The sequence below is a fragment of the Pseudomonas yamanorum genome, from assembly GCF_900105735.1.
Lineage (GTDB): Bacteria > Pseudomonadota > Gammaproteobacteria > Pseudomonadales > Pseudomonadaceae > Aquipseudomonas > Aquipseudomonas yamanorum.
In genome coordinates this window covers 3520621-3533444 of sequence record NZ_LT629793.1, presented here as the reverse complement: position 1 = coordinate 3533444, position 12824 = coordinate 3520621, and the positions used below count along the sequence as shown (strand labels likewise).

General features: G+C 61.4%; 9 protein-coding genes. 4 read left to right on the top strand and 5 right to left on the bottom strand.

What is annotated here, in order from left to right:
• Window positions 1-38: 38 nt before the first annotated feature.
• Window positions 39-1847, bottom strand: a complete 1809-nt coding sequence (gene oadA / locus BLU46_RS16590; RefSeq protein ID WP_063033792.1) for a sodium-extruding oxaloacetate decarboxylase subunit alpha — start codon at window positions 1845-1847, stop codon at window positions 39-41.
• An 11-nt stretch (window positions 1848-1858) separates the two neighbouring features.
• Window positions 1859-3274 (bottom strand): acetyl-CoA carboxylase biotin carboxylase subunit, encoded by a 1416-nt coding sequence (locus BLU46_RS16585; RefSeq protein ID WP_093203540.1) that lies wholly within the window; start codon window positions 3272-3274, stop codon window positions 1859-1861.
• Between the two features lie 195 nt (window positions 3275-3469).
• Between BLU46_RS16585 and BLU46_RS16580 the strand changes: the two genes are divergently transcribed.
• Window positions 3470-4444: a LysR family transcriptional regulator gene (locus tag BLU46_RS16580; RefSeq protein WP_093203536.1), complete on the top strand. Its 975-nt coding sequence runs from the start codon at window positions 3470-3472 to the stop codon at window positions 4442-4444.
• Here the strand turns inward: BLU46_RS16580 and BLU46_RS33230 are convergent.
• The 3 genes from BLU46_RS33230 to BLU46_RS16565 all read right to left on the bottom strand — a co-directional run bounded on the left by BLU46_RS33230 (window position 4374) and on the right by BLU46_RS16565 (window position 8699).
• Window positions 4374-4571, bottom strand: coding sequence for a PA3496 family putative envelope integrity protein (locus BLU46_RS33230; RefSeq protein WP_081253237.1), 198 nt, complete (start codon window positions 4569-4571; stop codon window positions 4374-4376). The genes BLU46_RS16580 and BLU46_RS33230 overlap by 71 nt on opposite strands.
• A 225-nt stretch (window positions 4572-4796) precedes the next feature.
• Window positions 4797-5663 carry a transcriptional regulator HexR gene (hexR, locus tag BLU46_RS16570; protein WP_010168370.1) on the bottom strand — a complete coding sequence of 289 codons (867 nt, stop codon included), beginning with the start codon at window positions 5661-5663 and terminating at the stop codon, window positions 4797-4799.
• Window positions 5664-5825: 162 nt separating this feature from the next.
• On the bottom strand, window positions 5826-8699 hold the full coding sequence (locus BLU46_RS16565; protein WP_093203531.1) for an EAL domain-containing protein: 2874 nt from the start codon (window positions 8697-8699) through the stop codon (window positions 5826-5828).
• A 279-nt stretch (window positions 8700-8978) separates the two neighbouring features.
• Between BLU46_RS16565 and uvrD the strand changes: the two genes are divergently transcribed.
• The 3 genes from uvrD (at window position 8979) to BLU46_RS16550 (ending at window position 12773) form a co-directional block, all read left to right on the top strand.
• Window positions 8979-11162 (top strand): DNA helicase II, encoded by a 2184-nt coding sequence (gene uvrD / locus BLU46_RS16560; RefSeq protein ID WP_063033789.1) that lies wholly within the window; start codon window positions 8979-8981, stop codon window positions 11160-11162.
• Between the two features lie 191 nt (window positions 11163-11353).
• Window positions 11354-12229 carry a Tim44 domain-containing protein gene (locus BLU46_RS16555; RefSeq protein ID WP_017476777.1) on the top strand — a complete coding sequence of 292 codons (876 nt, stop codon included), beginning with the start codon at window positions 11354-11356 and terminating at the stop codon, window positions 12227-12229.
• Between the two features lie 136 nt (window positions 12230-12365).
• Window positions 12366-12773, top strand: coding sequence for an SMI1/KNR4 family protein (locus BLU46_RS16550; RefSeq protein WP_003213456.1), 408 nt, complete (start codon window positions 12366-12368; stop codon window positions 12771-12773).
• Window positions 12774-12824 lie beyond the last annotated feature (51 nt).

The window sequence follows — 12824 nt, the reverse complement described above, 5'->3', positions numbered from 1 at the left end:
CCCCCCGAGGTTTAAGCGGTAGTCTCGAAGGCTGTTGATCAGCCTTCGATTTCAATCAGGATTTCACCCGGGTTGACCCGGTCGCCCTTGGCCACGTGAACGGCGGTGACCTTGCCGGCGATAGACGCCTGTACTTCGGTCTCCATCTTCATCGCTTCAGTGATCAACACGGCCTGGCCGGCTTTCACCACATCGCCTTCCTTGACCAGCACGTCGACGATATTGCCCGGCATTGCGGTGCTGACATGGCCCGGCGCGGTAGCGTGCTTGCGCTTGCTGCCGCCGCTGCTGACGAATTCGTTGAGCGGTTCGAACACCACTTCTTCGGGCATGCCGTCGATGGACAGATAGAAGTGACGCTTGCCTTCGGCCTTGACGCCGACACCGGTGATGTCCACGCGGTAGCTTTCGCCGTGCACGTCGATCACGAACTCGGTCGGCACGCCTTCACCACCGGCGCGGGCCACGCCGCCGGCTTCAGGAATCGGCAACAGCACTTCAGGGCTCAAGGTGCCGGCGTCGCGCTCTTCGAGGAACTTGCGCCCGATGTCCGGGAACATCGCGTAGGTCAGCACGTCTTCTTCGGACTTGGCCAACGCGCCGATTTCGCCGCGCAGCTTGGTCATTTCCGGTTTCAGCAGGTCCGCCGGGCGCACGTCGATGACTTCCTCGCTGCCGATCGCCTGGCGCCGCAGTTTTTCATTCACGGTGCCCGGCGCCTTGCCGTAGCCGCCTTGCAGGTACAGCTTCACTTCGTTGGTGATGGTCTTGTAGCGCTCGCCGGCCAGCACGTTGAAGAACGCCTGGGTGCCGACGATCTGCGAAGTCGGGGTAACCAGCGGCGGGAAGCCGAGGTCTTCACGAACGCGCGGGATTTCGGCCAGCACTTCGCTCATGCGGTTAAGCGCGCCCTGCTCTTTCAGCTGGTTGGCCAGGTTGGAAATCATCCCGCCCGGTACCTGGTTGACTTGCACACGGGTGTCGACGGCGGTGAATTCGCTTTCGAACTGATGGTACTTCTTGCGCACGGCGTAGAAGTACAGGCCGATTTCCTGCAGCAGTTCCAGGCTGAGGCCGGTGTCGAATTCGCTGCCTTTGAGGGCCGCGACCATCGACTCGGTACCCGGGTGGCTGGTGCCCCAGGCGAAGCTGGAGATCGCGGTGTCGATATGGTCGGCGCCGTTTTCGATAGCCTTGAGTTGGCACATTGAAGCCAGGCCGGCGGTGTCATGGGAGTGAATGAAGATCGGCAGGCTTTGCTCGGCCTTCAGCGCCTTGACCAGCTCGCCGGTGGCGTATGGCGTCAGCAGGCCGGCCATGTCCTTGATCGCCACCGAGTCGCAACCCATGGCTTCCATTTGCTTGGCCTGGGCCACGAACGCCTCGATGGTGTGCACCGGGCTGGTGGTGTAGGCGATGGTGCCCTGGGCATGTTTGCCGGCCGCTTTTACCGCTTCGATGGCCACCCGCAGGTTACGCACGTCATTCATCGCGTCGAAGATGCGGAACACGTCGATACCGTTGACGGCAGCCTTGGCGACGAAGGCTTTGACCACGTCGTCGCTGTAGTGGCGATAGCCCAACAGGTTCTGGCCACGCAGCAGCATTTGCAGGCGCGTGTTGGGCAAGGCCGCACGCAGTTTGCGCAGGCGCTCCCACGGGTCTTCTTTCAGAAAACGCACGCAGGCGTCGAAGGTCGCGCCGCCCCAGACTTCCAGGGACCAGTAGCCGACTTTGTCGAGCTTGTCGCAGATCGGCAGCATGTCGTCAGTGCGCATGCGGGTCGCCAGCAACGATTGGTGGGCGTCGCGCAGGATGGTGTCGGTTACGAAGATTTTTTTAGTCATTGGAATGTTCCTCACAGGCCTGCGTGGGCGGCGATGGCGGCGGCGATGGCCAGGGCCAGCTCTTCGGGTTTGCGCTTGATCGAGTAGTTGGTCAGCTCAGGGTGGCTTTCCACAAAACTGGTGTTGAACTGGCCGCTGCGGAATTCCGGGTTACGCAGGATTTCCTGGTAGTAGGCGGCGGTGGTCTTCACGCCTTGCAGGCGCATGTCGTCCAGGGCGCGCAGGCCACGGTCCATGGCTTCTTCCCAGGTCAACGCCCACACCACCAGCTTCAGGCACATGGAGTCGTAGAACGGCGGGATGGTGTAGCCGGTGTAGATCGCCGTGTCGGTACGCACACCGGGACCGCCGGGCGCGTAATAACGGGTGATCTTGCCGAAGCTGGGCAGGAAGTTATTCTTCGGGTCTTCGGCGTTGATGCGGAACTGCAACGCGAAACCCCGGTGCTGAATATCTTCCTGCTTGACCGACAGCGGCAGGCCCGACGCAATGCGGATCTGCTCACGCACAATGTCGATGCCGGTGATTTCTTCGGTGATGGTGTGTTCCACCTGCACCCGGGTGTTCATCTCCATGAAGTACACCTCGCCCTCGGCGAGCAGGAACTCCACGGTGCCGGCGTTCTCATAGCCCACGGCTTTGGCGGCACGCACCGACAGGTCGCCGATGTAGGCGCGCTGTTCAGGGGTCAGCTGGGGGCTCGGGGCGATTTCAATCAGCTTCTGGTTGCGGCGCTGGATCGAGCAATCGCGCTCGAACAAATGCACCACGTTGCCGAAGCTGTCACCGAGGACCTGCGCCTCGATGTGCTTGGGATTGACGATGCATTTTTCCAGGAACACCTCCGCCGAACCGAACGCCTTGGTGGCTTCGGAAATCACACGAGGGAAGGCTTGTTCAAGTTCTTCGCGGCTGTTGCAGCGACGGATACCGCGACCGCCACCACCGGAGGTGGCCTTGAGCATCACCGGGTAACCGATACGGTCGCCTTCGGTGAGGGCTTCAGCAATGTCGGCAACGTTGCCTTCGGTGCCAGGGGTGACCGGCACACCGGCCTTGATCATGCTGCGGCGGGCTTCGGTCTTGTCGCCCATGCGACGAATCACTTCGGCCGACGGGCCGATGAACTTGATCCCACGTTCGGCGCAAATATCCGCCAGCTCGGCATTTTCCGAGAGGAAGCCGTAGCCGGGGTGCAGCGCGTCGCAACCGGTTTCCACCGCCAGGTTCACCAGCTTGCGCGGGTTCAGGTAGCCGGCCAATGGCTCGGCACCGATGCTGTGGGCTTCATCTGCGCGCTTTACATGCAGGGCATGGCGATCGGCGTCGGAATAGACCGCGACCGAACGGATGCCCATCTCGGCGCAGGCACGCACGATACGTACGGCAATCTCACCACGGTTGGCGATCAGGATCTTTTTTATCACTTGGAAATTCCCTTGAGCCGATTGCTACCTACTTCGACCCGCCGGAGCCGGGTCGGCGCGTGACCAAATGTTTCAAGCCAGTCGCGAGACACACACTATGCCCCTGTAGGGATTAACAAAAATCAATAATAATTGGGTTGTGTATAAGCAAAGACTTATAGTCAGGGCATCAGAGGTCGGCGGGAGTGCTTGAGTATGCGTAAGTCATTGATGCGTATGACATTGCGTCAGTTGCAGATTTTCAATGAAGTCTGTGATTTGCGTTCCTACAGCCGCGCAGCCGAGGAAATGTCCCTCACGCAACCGGCCGTTAGCCTACAAATCAAGCAGCTGGAAGAGCTGCTGGGCCAGCCGTTATTCGATTACGTCGGCAAAAAGCTCTATATGACTGAAGCAGCTGAAGCCCTGCAACGGGCCAGCCGAGACATCTTCGGGCGCCTGGAAAACCTCGACATGCAGCTCTCTGACATGCAGGGCTCGTTGCAAGGCCAGCTGAAACTGGCGGTGGAATCCAGCGCCAAGTATTTCGTGCCGCACCTATTTGCCGCCTTCAAGCGCCAGCACCCTGAGGTCAACCTGCACCTGACGGTGGTCAACCGCGCCCAGGTGATTCGCAGGCTGTCGGACAACCGCGATGACCTGGTGATCATGTCCATGGTGCCCCAGGACATGGGCCTGGAATTCCTGCCGTTCCTGAACAACCCGATTGTCGCGGTGGCGCCCCACGACCATCCGCTGAGCCATCAAGGGCCGTTGCGCCTGCAGGACCTTGAGCCTTACACGCTGCTGTTGCGCGAGCCGGGGTCCGGGACGCGGATGGCGTGCGAGGAGTACTTCAAGGAGAAGCGCGTGCACTTCACCCAGACGGTGGAAGTGTCTTCGGCCGAGGCGCAGCGCGAGTGCGTGACCGCCGGGTTGGGCGTGGCGCTGCTGACACGCCACGCGGTCAACCTGGAACTGGCCACCGGCGGGCTCAAGGAGCTGCCGGTGGAAGAACTGCCGCTGTACCGCAGTTGGTGCCTGGTGCAGGCCAAGGCCAAACGCCTGTCACCGGTGGCCCATGCCTTCCTGGGCTTTATCCGCAGCGAGCGGCTGCAAATCAGCGCGCTGGCTGAGCGCTTCGCTGGGCAGCTGCGGGCGCCTGCCAGTGGAGTTCCGGATAGTCACTGATGCTCTGTTGCAATTGGCGCTGATCGCAGCGGTCTTCAATTGCGCGACGGAAGGCCATGCGGCGCTGGTCTTCCTGTTGGCGGCGGGTTTTGACAGCGCTGTTGCTTTCTTCGTATTGCCGAGCCATTTCGAGTCTCCCAATGCGAGTAAGGGGAGTTCAGGATGGGCTCGGGCAATGACGGTTTAGCGGCACGGGGATGACAGGACGATGAATCTTCCGGGGCTCAAACACGATCAACTGTGGGAGCTGGCTTGCCTGCGATAACGGTGCATCAGCCAATGAAGATGGCAACTGACAGATCGCTATCGCAGGCAAGCCAGCTCCCACATTTTGACCGAGTATGCCCTTGAGTCAGTCGTCGAGGGCTTTTACGGACTTGGGTGACAACCGCAGACTGCGCAAGCTTCGCTTCACGCTCTTGAGGTGGTTGACCAGGCTCGGGCCCCGCGCCATGGCCACGCCCATCGCCAGCACGTCGATCACCACCAGGTGGGCGATACGCGAGGTCAATGGCGTGTAGATTTCGGTGTCTTCGTGCACATCGATCGCCAGGTTGACGGTCGACAGCTCCGCCAATGGCGTCTGGCTCGGGCACAGGGTAATCAGGGTCGCACCGCTTTCACGCACCAGGTTGGCGGTGATCAGCAAATCCTTGGAGCGGCCGGACTGGGAAATGCAGATCGCCACGTCGGTGGGCTTCAACGTCACTGCCGACATCGCCTGCATGTGCGGGTCACTGTAGGCCGCCGCCGTCAGCAGCAAACGGAAGAACTTGTGCTGGGCATCCGCCGCCACCGCACCGGACGCGCCGAAACCATAGAACTCCACGCGCTGGGCCTGGGACATGGCGGTCACGGCTTTTTGCAGCTCTACCGGGTCAAGCTTTTCCCGCACTTCCATCAGGGTATGCAGGGTGGTGTCGAAGATTTTCAGGCTGTAGTCGGCGACGGAGTCGTCTTCGTGAATCGCGAACTGCCCGAAGCTCGCACCGGCGGCGAGGCTCTGGGCCAGCTTGAGCTTCAAGTCCTGGAACCCGGAGCAACCAATGGCGCGGCAGAAGCGCACGATGGTCGGCTCGCTGATGCCCACGCTGTGGGCCAGGTCGGCCATGGAACTGTGCATCACAGCCGCAGGGTCAAGCAGCACGTGATCGGCAACCTTGAGTTCCGATTTGCGTAACAGGTGGCGCGACTGGGCGATATGTTGCAACAGGTTCAAAGGGCTGGACTCTTGTTATTGGCAGACGCCAGGGATGTAGCAAGCTTGTAGTTATACTACAAGAATTACCGATTTGCCCGCTCGATGCATCACTTAATCACGCTGCTGCCCGCTGAAACAGCGGGCAGGACCGATGTAGCCCCGCGTGCGGCTTGGGCTCAACTACGGAAAATCGGCATTTTTTCGTAACAAATCCGCCAGACCGTCCGCTTCCACCGGCCGACTGATCAAATAGCCCTGCACTTCATCGCATTGCTCGGCCCGCAGGAAATCCAGCTGCTGCTGATCTTCCACGCCCTCGGCCACCACCTTGAGCGACAGCCCGTGGGCCATGGCGATGATTGCGCGGGTGATCGAGGCATCTTCGCGGCCCTGCCCGAGGCCTCGAATGAACGTCTGGTCGATCTTCACGTAGTCCACGGGGATGCGCTTGAGGTAACTGAGGGACGAGTAGCCGGTGCCGAAATCATCAATCGCCAGTTTCACACCCAAGTCGCGCAGTTGCTGGAAGGTCGAAATAATGTGTTCGACACTGTCGAGCAGTTGGCTTTCGGTCAGCTCCAGCTCCAGGTACTGCGGATCAAGCCCGGTTTCTTCCAACACCTGGCGCACCAGACTGACCAGCTTCCCTTGGCGCAACTGGTGCACCGACAGGTTGACCGACACACGGATCGGTTCCAGCCCCTGGCGCTGCCACTCACAGGCTTGCCAGCAGGCCTGACGCAGTACGAACTCCCCCAGCGGTACGATCAATCCGGTTTCTTCGGCCAGCCCGATAAAGTCCCCTGGCGGCACCATGCCCCAGTGCGGATGCTCCCAGCGAATCAACGCCTCAGCGGCATTCAGCTTGCCGCTGGCCAGGCACAGCTTGGGTTGGTAGAACACCGTGAGCTGGCGCTCATCAATCGCCTTGCGCAGCTGGTTTTCCAGCTGCAAGCGCTCCAGGGTGCTGGCTTGCAGGCTGTCGGTGTAGAACTGGAAATTATTCCCGCCCAAATGCTTGGCGTGCTGCATGGCCATGTTCGACTGGCTGACCAGCGCGGATATTTCCCGCGCATTGTCGGGCAACAGGCTGACGCCCATTGAGGCGCTGACCACCAGCTCATGCCCTTCCACCGTCACTGGCACCCGCAACTTGGCCAGCAGCCGCGTGGCCACCCGAGCCAGGCTCGACAGGTTGCCGTACGCATCGAACAACACGGCGAATTCATCGCCCGAGAGCCGCGCAATGGTGTCGGCTTCGGGCAAGGCGTTGATCAAGCGGCGGGCCATCTTCTGCAATAACTGGTCGGCTACTTCATGCCCAAGGCTGTCGTTGAGCAGCTTGAAACGGTCCAGGTTGATATGCAGCAGGGCCAGGCTGCGGCCACCCTGGCGCACACGCTGATGAGCTTCCCGCAGCCGCTCGCGGAACAATGAACGGTTGGCCAACCCGGTCAATTCATCGTAATGAGTGAGGTAGCGCATGCGCTCCTCGGACTCGCGCCGCGCGGACAGATCGGCGAAGAAGCCGACGATATGGCTGACATTTCCCCGAATATCGCGCACCACATTCAGTTGCAGCCATTGCGGGTAGAGCTCGCCGTTCTTGCGGGTTTCCACCAGTTCGCCCTGCCAGGTGCCGTGGCTAAGCAGCGCCTGGCGGATTACCGGGAAGTGACGCCGTGCGTCGCGGCTGCTGGGGAGTTCGACGACATTGCGGCCGATCATGTCGTCAATGTCGAAGCCGGTGACGCGGCTGAACGCCTGGTTGACCGCTACCAGCACGTAGTCCGGGTCCAGGATCACAATGCCTTCGCTGGCCGCCTCGAACACCGTCGAGGCCAGGCGCTGCTGTTCTTCCAGAGCTTTGCCAGCACTGATGTCGCGGCGGGTGCCGAGCATCCGCGTGACGCGTCCGCCGGGCGAGCGCTCCACGGCGCGGCCACGGTCCTGAATCCACACCCAATGGCCATCGCCATGGCGCACCCGGTACTCCACCAGGTAATCCTCGCTGCGGCCTTTCAGGTGTTCCACCAGCGCACGCTTGAGCAGCGGTAAGTCGTCGGGGTGCAGACGCGGCTTGAGATGGCTGAGCATCGCCGTGACGTATTCCGGCTCCAGGCCGAACAGCTCCTTGAGTTGGGTGTGGTGGACCTCGTCGGTTTGCAGGTTCCAGTCCCACAGGCCCAGTTCGCTGGCCTGCAATGCCATCGCCAGGCGCGCCTCGCTTTTGCTCAGGGCCAGGCTGGCGACATCCAGTTCCTGGCTACGCTGATCGACGCGCTGTTGCAGGCCGATCTGCGCCTCGCGCAACTCTCGCTCGACCTGGCGTCGCTGCTCCACTTCACGCACCAGTTCCTGATTCAACTGCTCGCTGCGCTGCTGCGCTTGCTGCAGGTGCTCGATCAACGCCTGGTTCTGGAAGCGCCTGAGCAGCCCGCGCTGGATCAGGCGGTTGACCTGCCACGCCACCAGGCTCAGGGAGGCCAGCAGAATCAGGCCCAAAAAGCCCCAACCCTGCTGCTGCGGGTCGCCGGTCCAGAATAAATAGAGGATGGCCGGCACCAGACAGGGCAAGGCAAACGACAGAAACGCAGGCAGGCTGACGGCGTAGGCCACACTCGCGGACAAGGTCGCCGCGCCGAGCAAGCCGAACACCCAGGCCTGTTGCGCGAAGCTGTCCACCGGCACCAGGGCGATGGCAGCGCTGGCCAGCGTCAGGCCGCTGACGGCCGAGCCCAGCATGAACATGCGGCGCCAGATCGGGAGCGCCTGACGACTCGGCATGGCCGAATCGAACGCCGCCACCTGAATCACCCGCAGGGCCACCAGCGTCAGCAGCCACACCAGCCAAATGCTGTCCAGCAGGTAACGCTGCGGGCTCCAGAGTAACCAGGCGCAGACCAGTCCGTTCACCAGCATTAATAAGGTAGGCAGCAGGGAGCCCTGGTAAAGCAGGCGCGTGCGCTCGACCGCCATCTCCATGGCGTAGTGCTTGCGGATAACCTGCGCCGGCGCCACCGAGGGGCCAGCCAGGTCAATGCTAAGGGTCATAGGCAGTGTTCTTATAATGGTGAGCCCGAAACGTCGACGGAGCATACACAAGCAAACGCTCGGGCCAAACTGCTCCACGTCATAAAAACAGCGCGATAATCAGGCGCAAACCTTGGAGCCAGACAGCTTGAGTGAGACAGGGCGCGGGCTGTGGGCGATGACCGACCGGTCATCACCGTGAATAGATTGTTGCCTTATCCAGTGCGGGCCCTGAAGTTTTCCCGCGACCATCCGGCATTGGGATTTGCCCGACTCTCCCGGGCACCCTAGAATGCGCCGATGCGCGATGATCTCTCCCTTTTGCTGAACTCCCTCAACGATGCCCAACGCCAGGCCGTAGCTGCCCCCGTTGGCCGTCAGTTGGTCCTGGCCGGTGCTGGCTCCGGTAAAACCCGAGTGCTGGTGCACCGTATCGCCTGGTTGATCCAGGTCGAGAACGCCTCGCCTCACTCCATCCTGTCGGTGACCTTCACCAACAAGGCCGCTGCGGAGATGCGTCATCGCATCGAGCAGTTGATGGGCATCAGCCCGGCCGGCATGTGGGTGGGCACCTTCCACGGTCTGGCGCACCGCCTGCTGCGGGCCCATTGGCAGGAAGCCGGCCTGAGCCAGACCTTCCAGATTCTCGACAGCGACGACCAGCAACGCCTGGTCAAGCGGGTGATCCGCGAGCTGGGCCTGGACGAACAACGCTGGCCGGTCCGTCAGGCCCAGTGGTTTATCAATGGCCAGAAAGATGAAGGCCTGCGCCCGCAACATATCCAGGCCAGCGGTGACCTGTTCCTGGCCACCATGCGCAGCATTTATGAAGCCTATGAAGTGGCTTGCCAACGCGCCGGTGTGATCGACTTCTCCGAACTGCTGTTGCGCGCCCTCGACCTGTGGCGCGACAACCCGGGCTTGCTGGCGCACTACCAGAAGCGTTTCCGCCACATCCTGGTGGACGAGTTCCAGGACACCAACGCCGTGCAGTACGCCTGGTTGCGCCTGCTGGCCAAAGGCGGCGACAGCTTGATGGTGGTGGGCGACGACGACCAGTCGATCTACGGCTGGCGTGGCGCGAAAATCGAGAACATCTACCAGTACAGCGACGACTTCCCGGACGCCGAAACCATTCGCCTGGAGCAGAACTACCGCTCCACCGCCGGGATTCTCAAGGCCGCCAACGCCTTGATCGCCAACAACACCGGGCGCCTGGGCAAAGAGCTGTGGACCGACGGCGGCGAAGGCGAGGCGATCAACCTGTACGCCGCCTTCAACGAACACGATGAAGCGCGCTACGTGGTGGAAACCATCGAAAGCGCCCTGAAAACCGGCCTGGCCCGCAGCGATATCGCGATTCTTTATCGTTCTAACGCCCAATCACGGGTGCTGGAAGAGGCCTTGCTGCGCGAGCGCATTCCGTACCGTATCTATGGCGGCCAGCGCTTCTTCGAACGTGCTGAAATCAAGAACGCCATGGCCTACCTGCGCTTGCTGGAAGGTCGCGGCAACGATGCGGCGCTGGAGCGGGTGATCAATATCCCGGCCCGCGGCATTGGCGAGAAGACCGTCGAGGCGATTCGCGACCATGCACGCCACAGCGATGTGTCGATGTGGGAAGCCATGCGCCTGCTGATCGCCAACAAGGGCCTGACCGGCCGTGCGGCCGGTGCGTTGAGCGTGTTTGTCGAGCTGATCGAGAACCTGGCCGCCAAGTGCATGGAAATGCCCCTGCACCTGATGACCCAGACCGTGATCGAGCAGTCCGGCCTGATCGCCTACCACGAAGCGGAAAAAGGCGAGAAAGGCCAGGCCCGGGTAGAAAACCTTGAGGAACTGGTCAGCGCCGCCCGCGCGTTCGAAAACAATGAAGAGGACGAAGACCTGACGCCACTGGCGGCATTCCTCGGCCATGCTTCGCTGGAGGCCGGCGACACCCAGGCTGACGAGCACGAAGACAGCATCCAGCTGATGACCTTGCACAGCGCCAAGGGCCTGGAATTCCCGTACGTGTTCCTGGTGGGTATGGAAGAAGGCCTGTTCCCCCACAAGATGAGTCTGGAAGAGCCCGGCCGCCTGGAAGAGGAGCGCCGCCTGGCCTATGTGGGCATCACCCGGGCCATGCAGAACCTGGTGATGACCTACGCCGAAACGCGGCGCCTGTACGGCAGTGAGACCTACAACAAGGTCTCGCGCTTCGTACGTGAAGTGCCGAAAGGGCTGATTCAGGAAGTGCGCCTGTCAAACAGCGTCAGCCGACCATTCGGCGGCGGCCAGCAGCAGAACTCCAGCAGCATGTTCGCCGGCTCGGAAATCCCCGAAACACCGTTCAGCCTTGGCCAGCAGGTCAAGCATGCGATCTTCGGCGAAGGCGTGATCCTCAACTTCGAAGGCGCCGGCGCCCAAGCCCGGGTGCAGGTGAACTTCGCCGAAGGCAGCAAGTGGCTGATGATGGGCTACGCCAAGCTCGAAGCAATCTGAAACAACTGCAGAACATGAAGGATGTTGCCCCGCCCTTGTATTTGGCAGCGGTGGGGCCAATATCTGTACTAAGTCCTACAGACGATTCGGTATTGGCCCTACGCAAAAGCCCGAAACACTATGCCGCTAGCCACTGACATCACACCTGTGCAACATGGCGCGCGTGCAATCCACAAATGGGAATTCCCTTTATGAAACGTTTTCTTAGCATCGCCATGGCGTTGTGCATCGGCCTGACGATGAGCCTCGACGCCAACGCCAAGCGCTTCGGTGGCGGCAAATCCATGGGCTCGGCCCCGAGCCACCAGACCAGCCAAATGGCCCCATCCGGCGGCGGCATGGGCGGCGCAGCTGCGACCGCTGGCGCGGCCGGTGCCGCAGGCGCTGCTGCCAAGGCTGGCGGTGCTTCGCGCTGGTTGGGCCCTCTGGCCGGTATCGCGGCCGGTGGCCTGCTCGCCTCCATGTTCATGGGCGGCGGCTTCCAGGGCATGCAGATCTTCGACATCCTGATCATGGCGGTCATCGCCTTCCTGATCTTCCGCTTTATCGCCGCCCGTCGCCGCAAGCAGCAGGAGCACATGGCTCCGGCTGGCGCGCCGATGCAGCGTGAAGTGTTCGAGCAGAAGCCTGCTGCAATGGGTTCGATCTTCGGTGGTTCGGCGGCTCCTGCCGCCGCTCGTCCGGTGATCAACGCGCCAGCCTGGTTCAACGAAGAGCGTTTCGTCGAAGCGGCCCGCAGCCACTTCCAGTCCCTGCAGCAACACTGGGACGCCAACGAAATGGACAAGATCGCCGAGTTCGTGACCCCGCAATTGCTGGAATTCCTCAAGCGCGAACGTGCTGACCTGGGCGACGGCTTCCAGTCGACCTACATCGAAGACCTGAAAGTGCAGCTTGAAGGTGTGGATGACCGCGCCGACAAGACCATCGCCACCCTGACCTTCAGCGGCGTGTCGAAGACTTCGCGTTTTGACCAGGGCGAAGTGTTCAGCGAAAGCTGGAACATGGAACGCCCACAAGGCGAAAACCAGCCTTGGCTGGTCGCCGGTATCCGCCAGAACGGCTGATCCCTGCTCGCTTCGAGTATGCAGTAACAAAAACCCCGGACTTGTCCGGGGTTTTCTATTTCACGGTTGCACTTATAGCGAGCTACTGTATAAAACGCCCCTATAAACCGCGTCATCTAGCAAGAGGATCCCGGCCGTGGAAGAAGTTATCGAACAATTGCGTGAAGCCAACGAACCGGTACCGGTTCCTCTGGAGCTGCCTGACGAAGACCAACTGGTGGAAATCGAGGAACAACTGTTCATCGATATTCCGTTCGTCTTCCGTGAATTCCTGCTGACCGTCAGCGACGTGGTCTACGGCAGCCTGGAGCCGGTGACCGTCACCGACCCACAGTCCCACACCTACCTGCCAGACGTTGCCGCCAACGCCTGGGATGCCGGTGTTGACCGCAGCATGATCCCGATCTGCCAGGACGGCGACGATTACTACTGCGTCGAAGAAGACGGCACCGTGGTGCTGTGGTCCGGCGAAGAAGAACTCGTCACCGAAGAAACCTGGGAATCGGTGTGGCACTGGGCCCGGGACGTCTGGCTGGAAAGCTGATACCTACGGTGTGCCGAGGGCGCTTGTAGTGGCGAGCGAGCTTGCTCGCGC